This is a genomic window from Streptomyces sp. NPDC090083 (assembly GCF_044747445.1).
Taxonomy (GTDB): Bacteria; Actinomycetota; Actinomycetes; order Streptomycetales; family Streptomycetaceae; genus Streptomyces.
The window spans coordinates 93,717-115,529 of record NZ_JBIVED010000006.1; the positions used below are offsets into that span (position 1 = coordinate 93,717).

Annotated in this window: 20 protein-coding genes, 4 tRNA genes and 1 other RNA gene; 17 read left to right on the top strand and 8 right to left on the bottom strand. The window is 72.1% G+C overall.

What is annotated here, in order from left to right; all coding sequences use genetic code 11:
* Window positions 1–132 precede the first annotated feature (132 nt).
* From ACIPTO_RS22350 to ACIPTO_RS22385, 8 genes are all read left to right on the top strand, one after another.
* Complete coding sequence (locus ACIPTO_RS22350) at window positions 133–450, top strand: Lsr2 family protein (RefSeq protein ID WP_359610988.1); 318 nt, start codon at window positions 133–135, stop codon at window positions 448–450.
* 166 nt (window positions 451–616) lie between these two features.
* Window positions 617–688, top strand: a tRNA-Gly gene (locus tag ACIPTO_RS22355).
* Between the two features lie 83 nt (window positions 689–771).
* A tRNA-Gly gene (locus ACIPTO_RS22360) sits at window positions 772–847 on the top strand.
* 141 nt (window positions 848–988) lie between these two features.
* Complete coding sequence (locus tag ACIPTO_RS22365) at window positions 989–1,927, top strand: ABC transporter ATP-binding protein (RefSeq protein WP_366319012.1); 939 nt, start codon at window positions 989–991, stop codon at window positions 1,925–1,927.
* Complete coding sequence (locus tag ACIPTO_RS22370; RefSeq protein ID WP_366319010.1) at window positions 1,924–2,697, top strand: ABC transporter permease; 774 nt, start codon at window positions 1,924–1,926, stop codon at window positions 2,695–2,697. The genes ACIPTO_RS22365 and ACIPTO_RS22370 overlap by 4 nt, the downstream gene beginning before the upstream one ends.
* Before the next feature lie 17 nt (window positions 2,698–2,714).
* Window positions 2,715–3,959, top strand: coding sequence for a sensor histidine kinase (locus ACIPTO_RS22375; protein ID WP_401194885.1), 1,245 nt, complete (start codon window positions 2,715–2,717; stop codon window positions 3,957–3,959).
* 172 nt (window positions 3,960–4,131) lie between these two features.
* Window positions 4,132–4,749 (top strand): response regulator transcription factor, encoded by a 618-nt coding sequence (locus tag ACIPTO_RS22380; RefSeq protein ID WP_366319006.1) that lies wholly within the window; start codon window positions 4,132–4,134, stop codon window positions 4,747–4,749.
* 23 nt (window positions 4,750–4,772) lie between these two features.
* A tRNA-Gly gene (locus tag ACIPTO_RS22385) sits at window positions 4,773–4,845 on the top strand.
* 45 nt (window positions 4,846–4,890) lie between these two features.
* On the opposite strand, the gene ACIPTO_RS22390 is transcribed toward ACIPTO_RS22385, so the two are convergent.
* The 6 genes from ACIPTO_RS22390 to ffs form a co-directional block, all read right to left on the bottom strand.
* The gene (locus ACIPTO_RS22390) at window positions 4,891–5,790 is read right to left on the bottom strand and encodes a phosphoribosylaminoimidazolesuccinocarboxamide synthase (protein WP_366319004.1); all 900 of its coding nucleotides are present in this window, start codon (window positions 5,788–5,790) and stop codon (window positions 4,891–4,893) included.
* Between the two features lie 93 nt (window positions 5,791–5,883).
* Complete coding sequence (locus ACIPTO_RS22395; protein WP_366319002.1) at window positions 5,884–7,383, bottom strand: N,N-dimethylformamidase beta subunit family domain-containing protein; 1,500 nt, start codon at window positions 7,381–7,383, stop codon at window positions 5,884–5,886.
* A gap of 315 nt (window positions 7,384–7,698) precedes the next feature.
* A complete protein-coding gene (locus tag ACIPTO_RS22400; RefSeq protein ID WP_366319199.1) occupies window positions 7,699–9,561 on the bottom strand; it encodes a hypothetical protein in 1,863 nt (620 codons plus the stop codon).
* A 445-nt stretch (window positions 9,562–10,006) separates the two neighbouring features.
* Entirely contained in the window at window positions 10,007–11,263 is a 1,257-nt protein-coding gene (purD, locus tag ACIPTO_RS22405) for a phosphoribosylamine--glycine ligase (protein ID WP_401194889.1), read from the bottom strand.
* Window positions 11,264–11,429: 166 nt separating this feature from the next.
* Window positions 11,430–13,676 carry a DNA polymerase III subunit gamma and tau gene (locus ACIPTO_RS22410; RefSeq protein ID WP_401194890.1) on the bottom strand — a complete coding sequence of 749 codons (2,247 nt, stop codon included), beginning with the start codon at window positions 13,674–13,676 and terminating at the stop codon, window positions 11,430–11,432.
* Between the two features lie 74 nt (window positions 13,677–13,750).
* Window positions 13,751–13,849, bottom strand: an RNA gene (gene ffs, locus ACIPTO_RS22415) — signal recognition particle sRNA small type.
* A 71-nt stretch (window positions 13,850–13,920) separates the two neighbouring features.
* On the opposite strand from ffs, the gene ACIPTO_RS22420 reads away from it, so the two are divergent.
* The 3 genes from ACIPTO_RS22420 (at window position 13,921) to ACIPTO_RS22430 (ending at window position 14,919) form a co-directional block, all read left to right on the top strand.
* Window positions 13,921–14,008, top strand: a tRNA-Ser gene (locus ACIPTO_RS22420).
* Between the two features lie 443 nt (window positions 14,009–14,451).
* Window positions 14,452–14,673: a hypothetical protein gene (locus ACIPTO_RS22425; protein WP_026150079.1), complete on the top strand. Its 222-nt coding sequence runs from the start codon at window positions 14,452–14,454 to the stop codon at window positions 14,671–14,673.
* 78 nt (window positions 14,674–14,751) lie between these two features.
* Complete coding sequence (locus ACIPTO_RS22430; RefSeq protein ID WP_401194893.1) at window positions 14,752–14,919, top strand: hypothetical protein; 168 nt, start codon at window positions 14,752–14,754, stop codon at window positions 14,917–14,919.
* A 119-nt stretch (window positions 14,920–15,038) separates the two neighbouring features.
* On the opposite strand, the gene ACIPTO_RS22435 is transcribed toward ACIPTO_RS22430, so the two are convergent.
* Together ACIPTO_RS22435 and ACIPTO_RS22440 are read right to left on the bottom strand one after the other, a co-directional pair.
* A complete protein-coding gene (locus ACIPTO_RS22435) occupies window positions 15,039–15,608 on the bottom strand; it encodes a hypothetical protein (RefSeq protein WP_401194896.1) in 570 nt (189 codons plus the stop codon).
* A gap of 175 nt (window positions 15,609–15,783) precedes the next feature.
* Window positions 15,784–16,269, bottom strand: coding sequence for a MarR family transcriptional regulator (locus ACIPTO_RS22440; protein WP_366318937.1), 486 nt, complete (start codon window positions 16,267–16,269; stop codon window positions 15,784–15,786).
* Between the two features lie 79 nt (window positions 16,270–16,348).
* On the opposite strand from ACIPTO_RS22440, the gene ACIPTO_RS22445 reads away from it, so the two are divergent.
* The 6 genes from ACIPTO_RS22445 (at window position 16,349) to ACIPTO_RS22470 (ending at window position 21,806) form a co-directional block, all read left to right on the top strand.
* A complete protein-coding gene (locus ACIPTO_RS22445) occupies window positions 16,349–16,759 on the top strand; it encodes an HGxxPAAW family protein (protein ID WP_401194899.1) in 411 nt (136 codons plus the stop codon).
* A gap of 36 nt (window positions 16,760–16,795) precedes the next feature.
* Window positions 16,796–17,692, top strand: a complete 897-nt coding sequence (locus ACIPTO_RS22450) for a DUF2797 domain-containing protein (RefSeq protein ID WP_401194901.1) — start codon at window positions 16,796–16,798, stop codon at window positions 17,690–17,692.
* Window positions 17,693–17,984: 292 nt separating this feature from the next.
* The gene (locus tag ACIPTO_RS22455) at window positions 17,985–18,350 is read left to right on the top strand and encodes an antibiotic biosynthesis monooxygenase (protein ID WP_366318943.1); all 366 of its coding nucleotides are present in this window, start codon (window positions 17,985–17,987) and stop codon (window positions 18,348–18,350) included.
* The gene (locus tag ACIPTO_RS22460) at window positions 18,347–19,225 is read left to right on the top strand and encodes an amidohydrolase family protein (RefSeq protein WP_401194904.1); all 879 of its coding nucleotides are present in this window, start codon (window positions 18,347–18,349) and stop codon (window positions 19,223–19,225) included. Before ACIPTO_RS22455 ends, ACIPTO_RS22460 begins: the two co-directional genes overlap by 4 nt.
* 209 nt (window positions 19,226–19,434) lie before the next feature.
* A complete protein-coding gene (locus ACIPTO_RS22465) occupies window positions 19,435–20,175 on the top strand; it encodes a response regulator transcription factor (protein ID WP_328830306.1) in 741 nt (246 codons plus the stop codon).
* A complete protein-coding gene (locus ACIPTO_RS22470; RefSeq protein WP_401194908.1) occupies window positions 20,172–21,806 on the top strand; it encodes a sensor histidine kinase in 1,635 nt (544 codons plus the stop codon). Before ACIPTO_RS22465 ends, ACIPTO_RS22470 begins: the two co-directional genes overlap by 4 nt.
* Window positions 21,807–21,813 lie beyond the last annotated feature (7 nt).

The window sequence follows — 21,813 nt, forward strand, 5'->3', positions numbered from 1 at the left end:
CAAATGAATTGGCAATAGCCGATACTTTGCCCATTAACAGGCGGACAGTCGACATCTCCGCACCTCCGTGACGTCTCCCTACGTCCTCACGGAGAGAGGTGTCGGAGGGGTCGCACGAAGGGACCGATATTCGTGGCGCAGAAGGTCGTGGTCACTCTCTTTGACGACATCGACGGCTCGGAAGCGGCGGAAACGATCGCCTTCGGGCTCGACGGCAAGTCGTACGAGATCGACCTGAATCAAACCAATGCCAAGAAACTGCGTAAGGCGCTCGCGCCCTACGTGGACGCAGGTCGCAAGCGGTCGAGGTCGGGCAAGGCCTACCGCCAGACCGAGGTGGCACCCGACCCGGCGGCCGTCCGGGCCTGGGCCCAGGCGAACAAGATGGACGTGCCGGCGCGCGGACGCATCCCCAAGAAGGTCTACGAGGCGTTCGCCGCAGCGCAGTAGGGGCGGCGGGACCTGAACCGGCGGCAGGACACGGGCCGCAGGCCCCGAGCCGACAGCCGGTCATCGGCCCCTCGGGACAACCGACTTGCGCTGCACCCCTCCTGGTCAGCTAGAGTTCGGAGCACGCCGAGGGGCAAGGCCGAAAGGCCCAGCTCACGGAGTACACGCGGGTGTAGTTCAGTAGCAGAACATCCCCCTTCCAGGGGGAAGGCGCAGTGTGCAATTCCTGTCACCCGCTCTGCGGCATCACCGTCCGAACCACTCCGGTGGATCGGGTAGGCTAGTGCTCGCGCCGATCGGTGAGAGCCGGTCGGAGGCAATGCGGACGTAGCTCAGTTGGTAGAGCGCAACCTTGCCAAGGTTGAGGTCGCCAGTTCGAACCTGGTCGTCCGCTCCAGCAAAAACCCCGGTCCGGGTGGACCGGGGTTTTTTGTGCGCCCGGCGCCCGGACGTCCACCACCACGCGTCTGACATTTGTCATGCCGAGTGATGACACCGCGCACTGCGTCCGCGCCCCGTTCGCCGGGACGCTGATGTCATGGACACCAACGAACACGAACACGTGATTGAGGTCACTGACCTACGCCGTGTGTACGGGGGCGGGTTCGAGGCCGTGCGCGGAATCAGCTTCTCCGTGCACCGCGGGGAGGTCTTCGCGCTGCTGGGCACCAACGGCGCCGGCAAGACCTCCACGGTCGAACTCCTGGAAGGCCTCGCACCGGCGTCCGGCGGCCGGGTGCGCGTCCTCGGCCACGATCCCCACCGCGAGCGGGCCGCCGTACGGCCGCGGACCGGGGTGATGCTCCAGGAGGGCGGGTTCCCGTCCGAGCTGACCGTCGCCGAGACCGCGCGGATGTGGGCCGGGTGCACGAGCGGGGCGCGGCCCGAGGCGGAGGCGCTCGGCCTGGTCGGGCTCGCGCGGCGGGCCGACGTACGGGTGAAGCAGTTGTCCGGGGGTGAGCGGCGGCGGCTCGATCTCGCGCTGGCGCTGCTCGGGTCGCCCGAGGTGCTGTTCCTCGACGAGCCGACGACCGGACTCGACGCCGAAGGGCGCCAGGACACCTGGGAGTTGGTGCGGGCGCTGCGGGACGGCGGGACGACCGTGCTGCTCACCACCCACTACCTGGAGGAGGCGGAAGGCCTCGCCGACCGGCTCGCGATCATGCGGGAGGGGCGGATCGCGGTCACCGGGACCCCGGCCGAGGTGACGGCCGGGCAGCCGTCACGGATCTCCTTCGAACTGCCCGCCGGATTCTTCGTGGGGGACCTGCCGCCGCTCGCCGACCTGGGGATCGTCGGGCACGAAGTGGCCGGGCGGGTCGTACGGCTGGAGACGCACGAACCGCAGCGGGCGGCGACCGGGCTGCTGGTGTGGGCCGAGCGGGGGCGGGTCGAGCTGCGGCGGCTAGAGGTGCGGTCGGCCTCGCTGGAGGAGGCGTTCCTCGGGATCGCCCGGGAGCGGAAGGTGGCGGCATGAGTGCCACGACGACCCCGGCCGGGCGGCTGCGGGCACTGGGGCGGGCCGAGCTGGCGTTGCTCGGGCGGAACCGGGGTGCGATGTTCACGGCCCTGTTGGTGCCGCTGGCGCTGCCGTTCAGCGTGCGGCCCGCCGTCGACCAGATGGACCTCAAGGGCGAGGGGCTGTCGGTCGGCGCGGTGATGCTCACCGCCGCGGTCGGGTTCTCGCTGCTGTTCGCCGTGTACTCGTCGCTGGTCAGCGCGTTCGTCACGCGACGGGAGGAACTGGTCCTCAAGCGGCTGCGCACCGGCGAGCTGGGCGACCCCGAGATCCTCGCCGGGACCGCGCTGCCGTCGGTGGTCCTCGGGCTCGTCCAGTCCGTGCTGCTCGCGGTGGCCTGCGCGCTGCTGCTGGACGCGGGGACGCCCGCGATGCCCCAACTCTTCGTCCTGGGGCTGCTGTTCGGGCTCTTCCTGGCCGCCGCGCTGGCCGCCCTCACGGCGAGCGTGACCAGGACGGCGGAGAGCGCGCAGGTGACCGCGCTGCCGGTGCTGTTCGCCTCCATGCTCGGCTCCGGGATCATCATCCCGCTCCAGCTGCTGCCCGACCGGGTCGCGGACGTCTGCCGGTTCCTGCCCTTCTCCCCCGCGATCCGGCTGATCAGCGGCGGCTGGAACGGCGACCTGTCCGGCTACGACGCGCTCGGCGCCGTCCTGACCGCGCTGGCCTGGACCGTCCTCGCGGTGTTTGCTGTACGGCGGTGGTTCCGCTGGGAACCGCGGCGCTGAGGTACGGGGACCATGTGATGCAGGCATCCGGCGGCTGGTGGGGACGGAAGAGCACGCCCGGGAAGGTCGAGACCTACACCCGGTGGTCCTTCCACTTCTTCGCCCTGGTCGAGGTCACCTCGCTCGGACTGCCGCTGTTCGCGCAGGTCGGGGCGGGCACGGCGAGCTGGCTCGCGGCCCTCGTGGCCGTGCACGCGCTGATCTGCTCGGCGACCGCGTCCCGGGCGCTCGACTGGACCCGCGACCGGCGCCCACGGCCGGTCCGGCTGATGTGGTTCCTCGGCTCGGTGACCGTGCTGATCGCCCTGGTCGCGCTGGTCCTGCGCGAACGGGGTCCCGCCGACGACCAGGCGCGGGCCGCCGCGAGCACGGTCTTCGTGGGGGTGCTGACCTTCGGCGCCGGGACGCTGACCCTCGGGATGCGCGGGCGGCGGCAGATCCTCACGATGGTGGCGGGCGCGGTCGCCGGCACGCTGCTCGCACAGCTCCCGCTGGAGGTGGCCGCCCCGGCCGCGCTCGGCACCGCGCTGGCCGTCCTCGTCGCGGGCGGCGGACTCGCCTTCACCGCCGCGTTCTCCGTCTGGCTGCTCGACGCCGTCTACGAACTCGACGAGGCCCGGGAGACCCGCGCCCGCCTCGCCGTCGCCGAGGAACGGCTCCGGTTCGGCCGCGACCTCCACGACGTCATGGGCCGCAACCTGTCGGTGATCGCCCTGAAGAGCGAACTGGCCGTGCAGCTGGCCCGCCGGGGACGGACCGAGGCCGTCGAGCAGATGATCGAGGTGCAGCGGATCGCCCGCGAGTCCCAGCGTGAGGTGCGCGATGTCGTACGGGGCTACCGCGAGGCCGATCTCCGGCTCGAACTGGCGGGCGCGCAGGGCGTGTTGAGCGCCGCGGGCATCGAGTGCGAGGTGACGGGCGACGCGGTGGGGCTGCCGGTCGAGGTCCAGTCGGCGCTCGGCTGGGTGGTCCGCGAGGCGACGACGAACGTGCTCCGGCACGGGGATGCGAGGCGATGCGTGGTGGAGGTACGGGTGGCCGGGGGCCGGGTCGTCCTGACCGTCGGGAACGACGGCGCGAAGGTGGCGGGCACGGCACCCGAGGGCGGCAGCGGCGCGGGCCTGATCGGACTGCGCGAACGGCTGAGCGCGGTCGGCGGCGCACTGGAGGCGGGCCCGGTGGACGACGACCACTTCCGGGTCACGGCCACCGTGCCGGTGCCCTCGGCGACGGGCGCGGGACCGGGAGCCGACGTCTCATGACGCCGGTGCGCGCCGCGTGCCCGCCGGGCGGCGGAGGTGGCCGGGGCGGCGGCCCAGGACCCGGCGGCCGAAAGCTTCGTACGGCCTCCGCCCGCCGTGCGCGAGAGCGCCTCGCCGTCGCACGGCCCGCGGATCACCCCCGCACCCTTCCCACCTCGACCAGGAGCACCCCATGACCGCCCCCGTCGTAAGACTTCTGCTCGCCGACGACGAGCATCTGATCCGGGGTGCGCTCGCCGCGCTGCTCGGGCTGGAGGATGACCTCGTGGTGGTGGCCGAGGCGGCGAGTGGGCCCGAGGCGTTGGCCATGGCCCGGGCGCATGAGCCGGATGTGGCGGTGCTCGATCTCCAGATGCCGGGGGCGGACGGTGTGAAGGTGGCCACATCGCTGCGGGCCGAACTGCCCGGCTGCCGGGTGCTGATCGTGACCGGGCACGGGCGGCCGGGGCATCTGAAGCGGGCGCTCGCGGCCGGGGTGCGCGGGTTCGTGCCGAAGACCGTCAGCGCGCAGCGGCTCGCGGAGATCATCCGTACCGTGCACGCGGGAAACCGTTACGTCGACCCCGAGTTGGCCGCCGACGCGATCTCCGCCGGGGACTCCCCGCTGACCGCCCGTGAGGCCGAGGTGCTGGAACTGGCCGCCGACGGGGCGCCGGTCGCGGAGATCGCCGAACGGGCCGCGCTCTCGCAGGGCACCGTGCGCAACTACCTCTCCTCCGCCGCCTCGAAACTCGGTGCCGAGAACCGTCATACGGCAGTGCGTCTCGCACGCGAGCGAGGTTGGGTATAGTTGCTCTCGCGCCACGGCGCAGCGCGGACGTAGCTCAGTTGGTAGAGCGCAACCTTGCCAAGGTTGAGGTCGCCAGTTCGAACCTGGTCGTCCGCTCAAGACGAAGACCCCGGTCCAGTGGACCGGGGTCTTCTCGTGTGTCTAGCCCCAGCTCAGGCCGGTCAGGCGCTCGTACGCCTCCACGTACTTGGCACGGGTCGCGTCCACGACCTGCTGCGGCAGCGGCGGCGGAGGCTGCTCGCTCCTGCGGTCCCAGCCGGACTCAGGACCGGTCAGCCAGTCCCGCACGAACTGCTTGTCGTACGACGGCTGCGCGCGCCCCGGCTCCCACTCCTCGGCCGGCCAGAAACGGGACGAGTCCGGGGTGAGGACCTCGTCGCCCGCGACCAGCGTCTCCCCGTCGTAGCCGAACTCGAACTTCGTGTCCGCGAGGATGATCCCCCGTTCCCGCGCGATGTCCCGGGCCCGCCCGTACACCGCGAGGGTCGCCTGCCGCAGCCGTGCGGCGGTGTCCGCGCCGACCTGCCGGGCGACCTCCTCGTACGACACGTTCTCGTCGTGCTCCCCCACGGCCGCCTTCGTCGCCGGGGTGAAGATCGGCGAGGGGAGTTCGCTGCCGTCGACCAGGCCCTCGGGCAGGGCGAGGCCGCAGACCGTGCGGGAGACGTCGTACTCCAGCAGGCCCGAGCCGGTGAGGTAGCCGCGGGCCACGCACTCGACCGGGACCATCTGGAGGGACTTGCAGATCAGCGTGCGGCCCGCCCAGTCGGCGGGGGCGCCGGGCGGCAGGTCGGTGCCGAGCACATGGTGGGGGATCAGATCGGCGAGCTGGTCGAACCACCAGAGCGACAGCTGGGTGAGGACCCGGCCCTTGTCGGGGATCTCGGTGGGCAGCACCCAGTCGAACGCGGAGATGCGGTCGCTGGCGACCATCACGAGCTCGCCCGCCTCGTTCTGGTACAGCTCGCGCACCTTGCCGGTGTGGAGGTGCGTCAGGCCCGGAACCTGGAGCGGCTCGGGCTTTTCTACGAATCCGGACACGGGTTCCTCCAGTGGGTCTGTCCAACTGGCTCGATTGTCCCGTATGCGCGGCCGTCCCCTGGTCGCGGGGTTGGCCGACCGCTGGTCACGGGGTCAGTCGTGCTTGCAGATGCGGTCCAGGAGGTTGGCCGTGGCCCGCTGGACGCGGGCGTCCACATGGCCGGGACGGTCCAGGGCCGGGGACCAGGCGAAGGTGCCGGAGGCGAAGACGAGGGAGCCGGACGGCGCGCGGTACAGCGAGGTCTCCTGGTGGCGGAGGACGCCCTCGCCGTCCGTGTACGGGGAGTGGGCGAGCAGGATGCGCTCCTCGTGCGGAGGAAGCTGGGTGCGCGGGAAGTACCGGTCGGCCTCGCCCGCGACCAGGCCCTCGACCGGGTCGCCCTCGCCGGCGCCGGTCGCCTCCCACAGCCAGTGGTCGGCGTTGCGCACGATCAGGGGGTGCGGCTCGGGCACCCGGCCCGCGTACTGGATGCCCACCAACTGCTGCTCGGGACGGTCGACTTCACGCCACAGCACCGGTTTGCCCGGGCCCCGGCGCTTCCGGCAGGTGAGCAGGCGGTCGGGGACGCCGGACGGGGACGGCCCCAACTCCACCTGCCAGTACATGGTGTTGGCGGAGAGGAAGACGAGGGACGTGCCGCTCTCGCGGGCGAGTTCGACGGTACGGCGCATGGGCAGTGACCAGTACTCGTCGTGGCCCGGGAAGACCAGGCCCCGGTAACGGGTGGGATCCACGCGCCCCGAGTGCAGGTCGCGGGCATCGGCGTAGGCGAGGTCGTAGCCGTAGCGCTCGGCCCAGCGGATGAAGTCGTAGGCGTGGCCCACATGCAGGGGCAGGCCCGCGCCCGCGTACGGGCGGTCGAAGGAGACCGTCGTCGCGGCCTCGGACTCGCCGAGGAGACGGCCGTCGCCGTCCCACGCGTGGTACAGGCTGGCGCCGGTGTGGCCGTCCTCCGGGTAGAGGTTGTACGCCTGCCAGGTGATGTCCGGCAGCAGCAGGAGCAGGTCGGCGGGGTGGCTGTCGCGGACCGTGAAGGGGATGTGCGAGCGGTAGCCGTCGGCGGTGGTGAGGACGGCGACGTACGCGCCGATGCTCCAGTAACTCGGGATCTGCAGACGCCAGGACAGCCACCAGTGATGGCAGGAGACCGTACGGTCGGCGGTGAGCGGCGGGGGCTGCACTATGCCCGAGAGGCGCGGGCTGGTGGTGATCTTCGCGGCGCCGTCACCGCCGTAGTGGCCGATGCGGTAGATGTCGACGGCGAACTCCTGGGGCGGGTCGACCGTGACATGGAAGTCGAGGGCCTCGCCGGGGGCGACCGCGCCGGCCGAGGTGAACCCCTTGATCTGGCGGCGGACGTCGTCGGCGGAGCGGGGTGCACCGCCGGAGCCTCGCGGCGCGGGGAGCCTGGGGGTGTCCCTGCCGGGGGTGTGGGCGGGGGCCGGGTCCACGTACCAGGGGACCACGTGGCCGGTGTCGTCGAAGTAGGTCTCGCTGCCCCGGAGCCAGGGGACGGGGCCCTGCCCGAAGGGGTCCGTGACGGCGTGCGCCAGCGCTCCCGACTCCCAGCGGCGGATCTGCTCCGAGCCCATGGTCGCTCCCCTCCCTCACGCGCCGTGGTGGTGCTTCGTTCACTTGTCGTATGTCACGAGCCCTTGCCACGTACGGGATCGGGCCCAGCACATCACATTAAGCACTCACCCTGTCACTGGTCGTCGCTAATTGACCAAAAGTGGAGGGTCTGGTTCCGGTACGGGTGGGTGGGGGGAGGCGGTGACGTAGCTGGTGGGCCGGCTCGGTTGTGTGCGGAGTGCGCGCTCGTGGGGGTTGGCCGCGGCCGTGCGGTTCCTCGCGCCCCTGGGGGTATGGAGGCATGGGGGCGAGCGGGATCGGAGCGGCGGCCGAGGTCAACCGAGGCGGACCGGCTTCTCCGGGCGTATGCCGAGGTCGATCAGCCAGGCCCGCAGAGGGGCCGGGTCGCCGTCCTCGACGAGACAGAGGACTCTCGGGGCGAGATCGGCCGCCCGCTCGCCGTTCACGAGCAGGGTCGGGCCGTCGAGCCAGTCGAGGCCTGGGGTCGCGCCCGCCGTGTCCATCGCGGCGCAGCACACCATCGCCGTGACGTGATCGGCGAGCAACTCCCTTCCCGTACGCGGTGGTTGGAGCGGGAAGAGGGGGAGCGAACCGTCGTCCCAGAGTCCGGTGTCCGGGCCCTGCCCCGGCGGTGCCGAACTCGGCGGCGGGGCCGCGGCCTCCTCGCGTGCCAGCTCCGCGGTGAGACCCGCGGCGAGGGCCGCGCTGTGCGGGGAGCCGCCCTCTCCGAGTTCATCGTCGTCGTCGGCCGCCATCGCCTTGTACGGCTCCGGCTCGGGGAAGGGGGCGTCCAGGCCGAACGGTACGGCGCCGGCGATCTCCCCCTCCGCCTCCTCCGCCCGCTCGTGTCGCCTCTCCTCCCCCTCCGTCTCGCCGTACGGCGCGATCTCCGCCGTCGGGTCCGTCAGGTGGTCCACCACCCGGGCCAGGGTCGGGGCGTCGTGGTGGGGGGTCGCCGGGTCGGGGGCGCGGCGGACGCCGAGGGTGTCCAGGACGCGGTGGAGACGGGCCGCGTCCGTGCGCCACTTACGGTCGACGACCTCCTCCGGATACTCCTGCCAGTCCACCGGCGCCCAGTCGGGACCGGCCTCGGCGGGGCCGCCGTGGAAGAGACGGGCGGCGAGGAGTGAGGTCGCCTCGTCCATCGAACCGGGCTCTTCGAGCAGGTCACAGGCCGGACGCTCACCGAGCCGGGAGGCGAAGCCCTCGGCCAGCCGGTCGCGCCGGGACAGCTCCGTGAGCGCGGCGACCACACCCGCGTCCAGCCGGGACGGCCAGCGGCCCATCCGCCACGCGGGCAGCGCGACCCGGGTCAGCAGCCGGTCCCAGCCCGCGTACGCCAGGCCCACCTGCTCCTGCGCGACGATCCGCAGGCCGTAGTCCACGGCCTGTGCGCGCTCGGCGGCAGCGGCGGCCACCCCGCGCTCCATCTCGGCCGCGTGGCCCCGGCAACTGCGCAGCAGCAGCCGGGCGACCCAGCCGACACCGGCGAGCACCGAACGGAACACGGGCCCGCGGGGTGCCGAGGTCACGGCCACCGCCGCGTCCAGCCCCCGGACGAAACGGCGGGCCGCGGCTATGTCCGGGTGCGCGGAGGGGCCCGTGCCGGCGACGACCGGCGCGAGCACCGCGCGCAGCTCGCCCACCCGCATCCACCACAGGAACGGCGAGCCGATGACGAGGACGGGCGCGGCGGCCGTACGACGGGAACGGCCCGGGGCGAGGCCCCGTACGCCCGTGATCTCGTCGCGGTCCTCCTGCGGGGGCAGGCCGTGGGCCGGGTGGGTGCGGTCCTCCAGCCAGCTGTCGCAGTCCGGGGTGAGGGCTATCGCGGAGGGTGCGGGGACGTCGAGGCGGTCGGCCAGGTCGCGCACCATGCGGTACAGGTCCGGGGCGGACTCCTCAGCGATCGCGACCGTGGGACTGACCGCGGGGCGGGCCCGGGCGACGACCAGCGCGATGGCACCGGCCGCGAGCAGCACGAGGATCGCGGCCACGCCCACGACCCAGCGGGAGACGTCCCAGCCCCGGCCCACGAGATGGCCGGTGGCACCGCCCGCGAGCAGGATCACCGCGACGGCCGCGGGCAACAGGGCGACGGCCAGCGCCCGGCTGCGGATGCGCAGCACGGCCAAGGCCCTGGACCGCGCCGCCTGCGCGCCCGCCTCCACACCCATACCGGTCACGACCTGACCTCACCCCCTCCGTGCTGTCCCGCTCCGCTGGCGTTGCTCACTCCCCCACTGTGGCACCCGCCACTGACATCGCAATGCCGGTGGGCCAAGTGCCGGAACGCTTGCGCCGCACCATAGTTGGGGCCCCGGCCCCCGTCAGCCGGTTGGGGCATCGGTCACTCGATGGAATGGCTCAGGGGAAAGGTGGATGACAGAGGGCAAGGATCAGGCCCCGAATCGTGAGACGGATTCGGGGCCTGCAGGGTTCATCGGAGTCCGGTGATACCGGGTGTTTTCCGGGCGGGGAGGAGGGTCGGGGCGGGGGAAGTCCGGGGCGGGAAGTCCGGGGCGGGAAGGTCGGGGCGGGAAGGTCCGGGCGGGGAGGTCCGGGGCGCGTCGGCCGGCCGGCCTCTGCCTCCTCGCCCTCCTCGCCCTCCTCGCCCTCCTCCTACTCGTCGCCCGCCGCCGCCCGCTCCGCGATGTCCGTACGGTGCTGGGAGCCGTCGAGGCGGACACGGGCCACGGCCGCGTACGCGCGCTCGCGGGCCTGGGCGAGGTCGGTGCCGGTCGCCGTGACGGACAGGACACGGCCGCCCGCGCTGACGACGTCGTCGCCGTCCTGCCTGGTCCCGGCGTGCAGCACGTACGCGTGCGGGGCGTCCTGGGCGGCCACCTCGTCGAGGCCGGTGATCGGGTCGCCGGTGCGGGGGGTGCCGGGGTAGTTGTGCGAGGCGATGACGACGGTGACCGCCGCGTCCTCGCTCCAGCGCAGGGGGGCGAGGTCGTCGAGGGTGCCGTTCGCGGAGGCGAGCAGGACGCCGGCCAGCGGGGTCTTCAGGCGGGCCAGGACCACCTGGGTCTCCGGGTCGCCGAAGCGGGCGTTGAACTCGATGACCCGCACACCGCGGCTCGTGATCGCGAGACCGGCGTAGAGGAGACCCGAGAAGGGGGTGCCCCGGCGGCGCATCTCGTCGACGGTGGGCTGGAGGACGGTCTGCATGACCTCGTCCACCAGCTTCGGGTCGGCCCACGGCAGCGGGGAGTACGCGCCCATGCCACCGGTGTTCGGGCCCTCGTCGCCGTCCAGCGCGCGCTTGAAGTCCTGCGCGGGCCGGAGGGGTACGACGGTCACGCCGTCCGTGATCGCGAACAGGGAGACCTCGGGGCCGTCGAGGAACTCCTCGATGACGACCCGCTCGCAGGCGTTCGCGTGTGCCTTCGCCGCGTCGAGGTCGGCGGTGACGACGACGCCCTTGCCCGCGGCGAGTCCGTCGTCCTTCACGACATACGGCGCGCCGAAGGCGTCGAGGGCCTCGTCGACCTCTGCCGGGGTCGTGCAGACGTAGGAACGGGCGGTCGGCACGCCGGCTGCCGCCATCACTTCCTTGGCGAACGCCTTGGAGCCTTCCAGCTGCGCGGCTTCACCGGAGGGGCCGAAGACCGGGATGCCTGCCTCGCGTACGGCGTCGGCCACGCCGGCGACGAGGGGGGCCTCCGGGCCGACCACCACGAGTTCGGCGCCGAGCGTCGTCGCCAGTTCGGCTACGGCTGCGCCGTCGAGGGGGTCTACCTGGTGCAGCTCGGCCACCTCGGCGATGCCTGCGTTGCCGGGGGCACAGTGCAGGGCGGTGACGTCGGGGTCTAGGGACAGGGAGCGGCAGAGGGCGTGTTCGCGGGCACCGGTACCGATGACGAGGACCTTCACGGGGTCAGCCTAGGTCACGGTGGGGGTGGGGCGGGGTGGGGGCCGGATCGGAGCCGGGGTCGGGGTGGGGGCTTCGGTTGTCTGCGGGGCGCGCGTGGGTGGGGGCGGGCGCGCAGTTCCCCGCGCCCCTTAGGGGGTTGGGGTGAGCGGGGCCGAGAGGTGGCGGCTATTCGTTGGTGAACTCTTCCATCACCGTTGCTCCCAGCTCTCGGACGATCAGTTCGTGGCCGGAGAGGGCGGATTCGTCGAGGTCGGGGTCATCGTCCTCCGGGGTGTCGTCCTCGGCGGAGACCGTGCGGGGGGCGGGGGCCGGAGGGGTGGGGGGTTGAGCGGGGGCCTGGGCCTGGGGTGAAGAGGGCGTGGGGGTGGGCTGGGCGGAGGCCGGGCGGGGGGCGGCCGGTGCCGCGGGGGCCGGGGTGCCGTAGCCGCCGGTCGGGGCTCCGCCGTAGCCGCCGGGTGTGCCGCCGCCACCGCCGCCGTAGGGACCGCCCTGTTGCGGGGGCGGGGTGCCGCCGCCCGACGGGTCGACGACCGCCTCGATCTTCCACTGGACGTTGAACTGCTCGGACAGCGCCTGCTTGAGGACGTCCTCGCTGCCGCTGCTGTTGAAGTTGTCCCGTGCGCCGGCGTTGACGAAGCCGATCTGGAGGGTCGTGCCGTCGAAGCCGGTGACCTGCGCGTTCTGGCTGAGCAGGATCCAGGTGAAGCGGCGGCGGTTCTTGACCACTTCCAGGATGTTCGGCCAGAGGGTGCGGGGGTCGGGGCCGCCCGCCGGGGGCGGAGCCGCTTGGGTCTGGGGCTGGGTCTGGGGTGCGGGGGCCTGTGCGGGGGTGGGCGTGGGGGTGTTGCGCACCGGGGCCGCGGGTTGGCCGCCGCCCGCCGGGGTCGCCGTGGGCCAGCCGCCGGGGCGCCTGCCGCTGCCCGCGGCCGTGGCGGTGGGCCAGGCGCCGGGGGCGGGGGCGGCGGGCTGGGCCTGGGGTTGGGGCTGTTGGGGCTGTTGGGGCTGGGGTTGTTGGGGTTCCGGGGTGGGTGGGGTCGGCTGGGCGTAGGCGACGGGTGCGGGGGGCTGTTCCGCCGGCATCGCGGGCGGGGGGGTGCCGGGGGCGCCCGGGCCTCGTACGGCTGCGCGTGCCGCGGCGGCTCCGCCGCCCGGGGGGACGGGGGCGTGGGCCTGGGCAGCGGGCTGCGCCTGGACGTGGGCGTCGGGGCCGGGGACGTAGCCCATGGCGGGCGCGGCGGCGGCACCGGAGAAGTTGACGCCGCGCTCAAGTCGGTCGAGGCGGGCCATGACGGACTGTGTGTCGCCGTAGGCGGCGGGGAGCATCACCCGGGCGCAGATCAGCTCCAGTTGGAGGCGCGGGGAGGTGGCTCCGCGCATCTCGGTGAGGCCGGTGTTGACGAGGTCGGCGGCGCGGCTGAGCTCGGCGGCGCCGAAGGTGCCTGCCTGGGCCTGCATCCGCTCCAGGACATCGGCCGGGGCGTCGATGAGGCCCTTCTCGACGGCGTCCGGGACGGCGGCGAGGATCACCAGGTCGCGGAGGCGCTCCAGCAGGTCGGCGACGAAACGGCGCGGGTCGTTGCCCCCGTCGATGATGCGGTCGACGACCTCGAAGGCGGCGGCGCCGTCACCGGTGGCGAAGGCCTCGACGACGGAGTCCAGGAGCGAGGCGTCGGTGTAGCCGAGGAGGGAGGTCGCCATGGCGTACGTCACACCGTCGGTGGTCGCCCCCGCGAGCAACTGGTCCATGACGGACATGGAGTCACGCACGGAACCGGCGCCCGCGCGCACGACGAGCGGCAGCACGCCGTCCTCCACGGGGATGTCCTCCTGCCCGCACACCTGCCCCAGGTAGTCGCGCAGGGTGCCGGGCGGGACGAGCCGGAAGGGGTAGTGATGCGTCCGCGACCGGATCGTCCCGATGACCTTCTCGGGCTCGGTCGTCGCGAAGATGAACTTGAGGTGCTCCGGGGGCTCTTCCACGACCTTGAGCAGCGCGTTGAAGCCGGCCGACGTGACCATGTGGGCCTCGTCGATGATGTAGATCTTGTAACGGCTGCTCGCGGGTCCGAAGAACGCCTTCTCGCGCAACTCACGGGCGTCGTCCACGCCACCGTGAGACGCGGCGTCGATCTCGATGACGTCGATCGAACCCGGGCCGTTGCGCGCGAGGTCGCGGCAGGAGAGGCACTCGCCGCAGGGGGTCGGGGTGGGGCCCTTCTCGCAGTTCAGACAGCGGGCCAGGATGCGCGCGCTCGTGGTCTTGCCGCAGCCGCGCGGTCCGCTGAACAGGTACGCGTGATTGACCCGGTTGTTCCGCAGCGCCTGCTGCAGCGGGTCGGTCACATGCTCCTGCCCGATGACCTCGGCGAACGACTCCGGGCGATAACGGCGGTACAGCGCGAGAGACGACACGCGTACGAGGTTATAGGCGCCCACTGACAACGCGGGCCGCCGACAGGATCCACGGCGGCACTCCCCGCCCCGGGAACGCAAGCGCCCCCCACGCACCCGCCAGAGCCAACCTACCCTTGCTGCCTTCCGGCCCTGGGGGAGTTCAGTCAGATAGCGCCGCGTGAGGGGCTCCGCACAGGCTACAGGATCTGAGCGGGGGGAACGAGTTCGCGAGCACTCCTCAACGTCTTGTATTGTTTGCCGCGGAGGATTCGCCTAGTGGCCTAGGGCGCACGCTTGGAAAGCGTGTTGGGGGCAACCCCTCACGAGTTCGAATCTCGTATCCTCCGCCAGTGCCTCACCGGGCACGATGTCGAAGGGCCCCACCGTTCGCGGTGGGGCCCTTCGTCGTTGGCCGTCTCAACTTTCTGTATTGGTTGCCGTCTTGGTGACCGTGGCCGGGCGGCCCCTGCGCCCGGCCCACCCACCCCGAACCGTCGTCCGCAGGGGGCGTCCCCGTGATGGTGGTGGGGCCGCACCGGGATCCGCGGATGTCCCGGGGGCGGGGGCCGCGACGGCCGCGTCCTGGTCCCGTTCCGGTCGTGCCCCGGCGTCCGTTGTTTCGAAGGCGGGCGGTGGTTTTCGGACGGTTCCGGGGCGGGTGCGGGAAGCGCCAGGTCAGGGGCGTGAGGGGTACGTCCGAGACTTCGTCGTGGTTCCCGAGTGCCCGATCTGTGATGAACAAGCGATGTGGACGGCCTCAGCGAGCGGCGTGTCTAGGCCCATACTGGAGTCAATGACAAAGCCAGCTGCACCGAAGCGCTATTTGCCCACCAGTCCCTTCAAGGCCCCGGCCGCGGCGGCACCCAAGCAGTTCGCCGTGGGCGACCAGGTCACACACGACATGTACGGCCTCGGCCGGGTCATCGGCATCGAGGACGGCATCGCGGTGCTCGTCGACTTCGGGTCGGTCCAGGAGCGCATCCTGAGTCCGTACGCCAAGATGAGCAAGCTGTAGGACCGCCGTGCCCGGTCACGGCACACCAGGTCCCAGCGGCCTGTAACGAACGGGAGACCTCTCATCGACCTGACCTCGTTGTTCTCCGCCCCGGAAGGGGCGTCCCGCCATCCCAACGCGGGATCGCCCCCTCCGGCGACGAACCCCTTCCAGGCCCCGGACTTCGGGGAGGACGAGACCCTGCTGCTCGACGACGGGCAAACGGCTTTCTCGGACCTGGACGAGGCGTACCGCAGGGCGGGCTAGTCACGGCGGGCCGGGCCCCGGAACCCGACGGGCCGGTCCTGCATGCCCGGGCCCGGCGAAGCCCCCTCAGTCAACGACGCGTCGCACGCCGCTGACGGCCGGTTTCCGGGCGCGGGGCCTTACGCCGCCGCGCTGAACACGGGTGCCACAGGGGCCACCGGCGACACGTGTGCCGGCCGTACCGGGAGCTGGATCGCCGCGGCTCGCGGGGCCCTGTCGGCGAAGACGAACAGGCGGAGCACCAGGAAGCGGCCGATGCCGGCGAGGGCGGAGGCCCCGAGGTACACGGTCTGCTCGGTGAGCATCCCCGGGGACGGCTGGACGGTGTGCAGCACGAGTATCGCCGCGGACGTGGCCGCGTAGGCCACCGTGGCGGAACCCGCCGACTGCCCGTGCTCGCGCAGGCCGGGGCGGCGCCCGGTGCCGAAGGTGAACAGCGCGTGCAGTTCCGTGCAGAGGACGGTCGAGGCGATCGTGATCAGGGCGTTCGCCGCCACCCACGGCATCAGCGCGGCGAGCAGCGGCACCGCCGCGCTGGACAGCACCCCGACCCCGCCGCCGCACACCACGAACCTGACGAACGACGCCAACGCCCCAGGCGTGCCCGTCTCCTTGGGCCTCCCGCCGGACACCCCGGCGATCCTCCCCGTGGTCGCCCTTCCCGGCTTCGGCGAGAGCAGCGACTTCATGGGAGGTCCCTCCGTACGGCGGCCGTCCGGCCTGTGCCGACCCTCGTGACCGGCTGGGCTCAACGATGCCGTCGTACGGTTCCGCGCACGATGAAGCGGTCTCCCGAACCCTTGGTGCAGCGGGCTCCACCAAGGGGGTCGGGTCTACCCCCCTACGCGCTGGGGCGGCACCCGCTCACACCTGCTCGTCCCCGGCGCGGAGTTCCTCGATGTAGTCGTGCGTCAGCGCCGACGCGCGCGTGAACCAGTCGGACAGTACGGCGATCTCGGCGGGGGAGTAGTCGGCGAAGAGGGCGTTGAGACGGTCGTAGTAGGGGCCGTAGAGGGCGGTGAGTCGGGTCACCGCGGCCGGTACCGAGGCCACGCGGACGCGGCGGCGGTCGGTGGGGTCGGGGACGCGGGTGATGAAACCGGCGCGTTCCAGCCGGTTGAGGATGCCGGTCACCGCGCCCGTCGTGACGTGGGCGTGTTCGGCGAGGTCGCCCGCGGTGAGGAGGTTCTCGCCGGCCTTCAGGACCCAGCCGAAGCAGACGAGATCGGTGACGTTCACGCCCAGCCGCTCGGCCATTTCCTGCTGGCCGAGCTGGGCGTCGGCGATGAGGGAGTCCATCGCGTCCAGCGCCTGCGCCGGGGTGGCGGCGGGGCGGGGCTTGGCTTGCATCGTTATTGCCTTAGCTCGTGAGAGGTTTCTGCTCTAAACTTCTTAGATGGTGAGACAAGTGCGAAGGGAAGGTCGAGGCATGAGTGCACATCAAGGCGCGCATCAAGGCCCACACCAGGGCGCTCATCAGTATGACGAGGGGCATACGGTCGCGGGCTGGACCGGATTCGGCATCGCGACCGTCGGGACGACCGTCGCCGGGGTCGGCGTGTGCGCGGTGTCGGCCCTCCTGATCGGTGCGGGGCTGGGCATCGTGGCGGTGAGCGCCCTGGTCACCTGGGCGCTCCACCTCACCGGCTGGGGGAAGCCGCCGGGGAGGCGGGGCCGGGAGCAGTGGGCGATGCGGGTACGGGACCCGTCGGCGCGGGCGGGGCACGCCGGGTGTGTGGGGTGCCGGCTGGCGGGGCGGGGCCGGGATCGCGGGCCGGCGGTCGAGGCGCGCGCGGCCGTGGCCCGGGAGCCCGCCCCGGTCGGTGAAACCTCGGGCTGAGGGCGTTGTCAGTGGTGCCGTCTAATCTCGTGAGGGATGGCACGGACATGGAAGTGCTCGGGGCTGCGGTGGGCTGCGGACGGTCCCGAGCTGAAGTGGGACGGCGGGCGCGGGAGCCCGTTGCCCCGGGGGAAGCGGGTGGCCTTCGAGGTCGCGGAAGGGGGCGGGCGGACATGTGTGGGAGCGCGGGGGCACGCCTGTCCGCTGCGGGCGGCGGTGCCGGAGCGGAGTACGGGGGCGCGGTGCGAGGAGTGTGCGCGGCTGGACCGGGCGCACTCGGTGGCCGCCGACACCATCGCGGACGACCCGCGGCCGTACCACGTATATCTGGCCTGGTTCGGCCCCGGCCTGCTCAAGGTCGGCATCACCGCCGAAGAACGGGGTTCCGCGCGGCTCCTTGAGCAGGGTGCCGTCTGCTTCAGCTGGCTCGGCCTGGGCCCGCTGATGGCGGCCCGCCGCTCGGAGGAACTCCTGCGCGCCGCACTGCGCGTCCCGGACCGGATCCCCTACGCCGAGAAGCGCGCCGTACGGTCCGCGCTGCCGGGGTCGGCGGCGGAGCGGGCCGCCGAGATCGCCGACCTGCACGTCCGCGCGGTGGCGCTGCGCGACTGGCCGGAGTCGCTCCGCCGTGAGCCGTACCACCCGGTGGACCACGCCGACGTGTTCGGCCTCCCGGGACTTCCGGCCCCGGTGGGCGAGGTGAGCGGGCTCGTCGCGGGCGGGACGGTGAGCGGGGAGGTGGTGGCCGCCGCCGGGCCGGACCTTCACCTCGCCACCGAGCGAGGGGTGATCGTGCTCGACAGCCGGTTGATGACGGGGTGGGAGCTGATCCCGGCGGGTTCCTCCGGAGGTGACACGGGGGGATTCACCGTGCCGGTGCGGGAGTTCAGGCGGGAGGCGGAGGGAGCGGGGGTGCAGGAGGGGTTGTTCTGAGGGGGGCGGAGGAGGGGCGGGGCGTGGGGTGGGGGTGGGGGTGGGGAAGGGGGGGTGGGGGACAAAGGGGGAGAGGGCGGAGAGGGCGGAGAGGCCAGAAGGTGGAAGAGAGGCCTGCGGGGCGTGCACGTCACACCGCGCTGCCCACACCTCACCGCTGCCGCGGCTCCACCACCACCCGCCCGCCCACTTACCCGCCACCCACCCCTCAAGGTCAAGACTTGGATCCCCCATGGATCCCTTTCGGCAAGGCGGTGGACTCGGCTCGGGGTGGGGACGGATCGTGGATGACATGAGCGATCACGGAATTGCACCTGTCCCCGCCCATCAACCCCCTTACTACGCCGTCGTCTTCACCTCCCTCCGTACCGAGGGCGATGGCGGATACGGGGAGACGGCCGAGCGGATGGGGGAGCTGGTGAAGGGGATTCCCGGATTCCTCGGGGAGGACTCGGCCCGGGTGCCGGGCGGGGTGGGGATCACCGTGGCCTACTTCCGGGACCTCGCCGGGATCGAGGCATGGCGTGCGCACGCGGAGCATCGTGCGGCGAAGGAGTACGGGCGGGAACACTGGTACGAGCGGTACTCGCTGCACATCGCCAAGGTCGAGTACAGCCGGGGATTCGAGCGGGGCGTCGAAACAGGAGCGGACGTATGACCGAAGCCGTCGAAGTGAGCCGGTTCTGGCGGGGGTTGGGCCTGCCCGGACTGATCGACGTGCACACCCACTTCATGCCCGAGCAGGTTCTGCGGAAGGTCTGGGCCTACTTCGACGCCCTTGGACCCGCGACCGGCGGAGCCCTGGAGTGGCCGATCACCTACCGGGACGCGGAGGCCGAACGGGTAGCGCGGATAAGGGAGTTCGGGGTACGCGCTTTCACCGCCATGCTCTATCCGCACAAGCCCGGCATGGCCCAGTGGCTCAACGGCTGGGCCGTGGAGTTCGCCGCGCGGACGCCTGACTGTCTGCACACCTCGACCCTCTTCCCGGAGACGGGAGTCGAGGTCTATGTGCGGCAGGCACTCGACGCCGGGGCGCGGGTCTTCAAGGCGCACGTGCAGGTGGGGGCGTACGACCCGGCCGATGAACTGCTCGACCCCGCTTGGGGGTTGCTCGCCGAGAGCGGGACGCCCGTCGTGATCCACTGCGGGTCGGGGCCCGCGCCCGGCAAGCACACCGGGCCCGAGCCGATCGCCCGGGTGCTGGCCCGGCACCCCCGGCTGCGGCTGGTGTTCGCGCACATGGGGATGCCGGAGTACGAGGACTTCCTGGACCTGGCCGAGCGGTACGGCGAGGTGCGGCTGGACACGACGATGACGTTCACGGACTTCAGCGAACGGCTCGCGCCCTTCCCTCCCCGCGCACTCCCCCGGCTGGCCGCGCTCGGCGACCGGATCCTGCTCGGCACCGACTTCCCGAACATCCCCTATCCCTACCTGCACCAACTGCACGCCCTGGAGCGGCTGGACCTCGGTGACGACTGGCTGCGCGCGGTCTGCCACGACAACGCGGCGCGGCTGTTCGGCCTGTGAGGGCGGCCTGTGTCGATGGCTTGTGTGGGTGGTCTGTGAGGGTGGCCTGAGCGGCCGGCCGGTACGGGGGAGAGCACGGGTCGGTGACCGTTGGATGAGGGCAGGGCAAGCGGTTCCAAGGCGTTCCCTGAGTGGTGGCTGTGCGTTTCTCAGGAAAATCACAGACTCCGGAAAGCGTGTTCTTAGGGGGCCCCGACAAGGTGTCCACTATGACCACGACCTCGCCCCAGGGGCGCACCGAACTGCTGAGGCCGGACGGGAGCCCCGTCCGAGTGCTTGTGGTGGACGACGAGCTGTCGATCACCGAGCTGCTGTCCATGGCCCTTCGTTATGAGGGGTGGCAGATCCGCAGTGCGGGTGACGGGACCGGCGCGATCCAGACCGCGCGCGAGTTCCGGCCCGACGCCATCGTGCTGGACATGATGCTGCCCGACATGGACGGCCTCACCGTCCTCGGCCGGCTCCGCCGGGAGCTGCCGGATGTGCCCGTGCTGTTCCTGACGGCGAAGGACGCCGTCGAGGACCGTATCGCCGGACTCACCGCCGGTGGCGACGACTACGTCACCAAGCCCTTCAGCCTCGAAGAGGTCGTGGCCCGGCTGCGCGGGCTGATCCGCCGCTCCGGTGCGGCCGACCGGCGCTCGGACTCCGTGCTGGTCGTGGGTGACCTCACCCTCGACGAGGACAGCCACGAGGTGTCGCGGGCCGGTGAGGGCATCCACCTCACGGCGACCGAGTTCGAGCTGCTGCGCTTCCTCATGCGCAACCCCCGGCGGGTCCTCAGCAAGGCGCAGATCCTCGACCGTGTGTGGTCGTACGACTTCGGTGGGCAGGCCAATGTGGTCGAGCTCTACATCTCGTATCTGCGGCGCAAGATCGACGCCGGCCGTGAGCCGATGATCCACACCCGGCGTGGGGCCGGTTACCTGATCAAGCCCGCCGCGTCATGAGCGGGCGACGACGGCCGCGTGCGCAGAAGAAACGAGCGGGCAAGCCGCGCACCCTGCGGACCCGGCTCGTCGTCGCGTCCGTGACGCTGATCGCGGTGGTGTGCGCGGTGATCGGCACCGTGACCACCCTCGCGCTGCGCTCGCATCTGTACGGTCAGCTGGACGGCCAGCTGAACGAGTCGGCCTCGCGTGCGTCCGGTTCGTTCGGGCCGCCCGGAGGCCAGCAGCCGAAGGACGGCCTCGGTGCGCCGGACGGGAAGGCGCAGACGGGCACGCAGGTCCACCCGACCTCCCTGTCGGACTTCGTCACCAAGGGCCCGCAGCCCCAGGGCACGATCATCGCCAAGGTCGAGAACGGCTCCATCACCGACGCCCGTCGCGGGGTGAAGCAGGCGAGCGATCTGCAGATGACCTCGAAGACGCTCAGCAGCGCCCAGCTCGCCGCGCTCGGTTCCGTCCCGCAGGACGGCAAGCAGCACACCGTGGGCATCCCGGGTGTGGGCGACTTCCGCGTCGAGTACAAGAGCGGGGACAGCGGCAACTACTACGTCGCCGTTCCGACCTCCGAGGTCGACAACACCATCAACACCCTGATCCTGGTCGAGCTGAGCGTCACCGCCGCCGGCCTGGTGGCCGCGGGCATCGCGGGCTACGTGCTCGTCGGCGTCGCCACCCGCCCGCTGCGCCGCGTGGCCGCCACCGCCACCCGGGTCTCCGAACTCCCCCTGCACACCGGCGAAGTCACCCTCAACGAACGCGTCCCCGAGTCCGAGACCGACCCGCACACCGAGGTCGGCCAGGTCGGTGCCGCGCTCAACCGCATGCTCGACCACGTCCACGGCGCCCTGCACGCCCGCCAGCAGAGCGAGATGCGGGTACGGCAGTTCGTCGCCGACGCCAGCCATGAGCTGCGGACCCCCCTCGCGTCGATCCGCGGATACGCCGAGCTGACCCGGCGCGGCCGGGAACAGACCGGGCCCGACACCAAGCACGCCCTCGGCAGGATCGAGTCCGAGGCCGGGCGGATGACCCTGCTCGTGGAGGACCTGCTGCTGCTCGCCCGCCTCGACGCGGGGCGGCCGCTCCAGTTCGACCAGACCGACCTCATCCCGCTCGTCGTGGACACCGTCAGCGACTCGCGCGCGGCCGGCATGGACCACAACTGGCGGCTCGACCTGCCCGACGAACCGGCTCTCGTGTCGGCGGACGCGGCCCGTGTCCAGCAGGTCCTGATCAACCTGCTGGGCAACGCCCGCAAGCACACCCCGCCCGGTACGACGATCACCGCCCGGGTGCAGCGGCGCGGGCCGTGGATGTGCGTGGACGTGGAGGACAACGGCCAGGGCATCCCGCCCGATCTGCTGCCGCATGTCTTCGAGCGGTTCGCGCGCGGTGACTCGGCGCGGTCCCGCTCGACGGGATCGACCGGGCTGGGTCTCGCCATCGTGCAGGCGGTCGCGACCGCACACGGCGGCGCGGTCACCGTGGACAGCGTTCCCGGACGCACGGTGTTCACCGTGCATCTGCCCGCGCTCGCGCCGGCCGTGCCGACGCCCGCCCCCGAAACGAATTGGCAATCGCACTCACAGGCACACCACAGTGCCACCACATGGGTGCAACAGGGCGCTTGAGGAGAGT

What these genes read in the sequence shown, in the direction of transcription:
- ACIPTO_RS22365 (WP_366319012.1), top strand. Translation starts at nt 989, where the DNA reads ATGGACACCAACGAACACGAACACGTGATTGAGGTCACTGACCTACGC.
- ACIPTO_RS22435 (WP_401194896.1), bottom strand. Translation starts at nt 15,608, where the DNA reads ATGAAGTCGCTGCTCTCGCCGAAGCCGGGAAGGGCGACCACGGGGAGG.
- ACIPTO_RS22425 (WP_026150079.1), top strand. Translation starts at nt 14,452, where the DNA reads ATGACAAAGCCAGCTGCACCGAAGCGCTATTTGCCCACCAGTCCCTTC.
- ACIPTO_RS22380 (WP_366319006.1), top strand. Translation starts at nt 4,132, where the DNA reads ATGACCGCCCCCGTCGTAAGACTTCTGCTCGCCGACGACGAGCATCTG.
- ACIPTO_RS22460 (WP_401194904.1), top strand. Translation starts at nt 18,347, where the DNA reads ATGACCGAAGCCGTCGAAGTGAGCCGGTTCTGGCGGGGGTTGGGCCTG.
- ACIPTO_RS22465 (WP_328830306.1), top strand. Translation starts at nt 19,435, where the DNA reads ATGACCACGACCTCGCCCCAGGGGCGCACCGAACTGCTGAGGCCGGAC.
- ACIPTO_RS22440 (WP_366318937.1), bottom strand. Translation starts at nt 16,269, where the DNA reads ATGCAAGCCAAGCCCCGCCCCGCCGCCACCCCGGCGCAGGCGCTGGAC.
- ACIPTO_RS22455 (WP_366318943.1), top strand. Translation starts at nt 17,985, where the DNA reads ATGAGCGATCACGGAATTGCACCTGTCCCCGCCCATCAACCCCCTTAC.
- ACIPTO_RS22370 (WP_366319010.1), top strand. Translation starts at nt 1,924, where the DNA reads ATGAGTGCCACGACGACCCCGGCCGGGCGGCTGCGGGCACTGGGGCGG.
- ACIPTO_RS22470 (WP_401194908.1), top strand. Translation starts at nt 20,172, where the DNA reads ATGAGCGGGCGACGACGGCCGCGTGCGCAGAAGAAACGAGCGGGCAAG.
- ACIPTO_RS22375 (WP_401194885.1), top strand. Translation starts at nt 2,715, where the DNA reads ATGCAGGCATCCGGCGGCTGGTGGGGACGGAAGAGCACGCCCGGGAAG.
- ACIPTO_RS22450 (WP_401194901.1), top strand. Translation starts at nt 16,796, where the DNA reads ATGGCACGGACATGGAAGTGCTCGGGGCTGCGGTGGGCTGCGGACGGT.
- ACIPTO_RS22400 (WP_366319199.1), bottom strand. Translation starts at nt 9,561, where the DNA reads ATGGGTGTGGAGGCGGGCGCGCAGGCGGCGCGGTCCAGGGCCTTGGCC.
- ACIPTO_RS22445 (WP_401194899.1), top strand. Translation starts at nt 16,349, where the DNA reads ATGAGTGCACATCAAGGCGCGCATCAAGGCCCACACCAGGGCGCTCAT.
- ACIPTO_RS22395 (WP_366319002.1), bottom strand. Translation starts at nt 7,383, where the DNA reads ATGGGCTCGGAGCAGATCCGCCGCTGGGAGTCGGGAGCGCTGGCGCAC.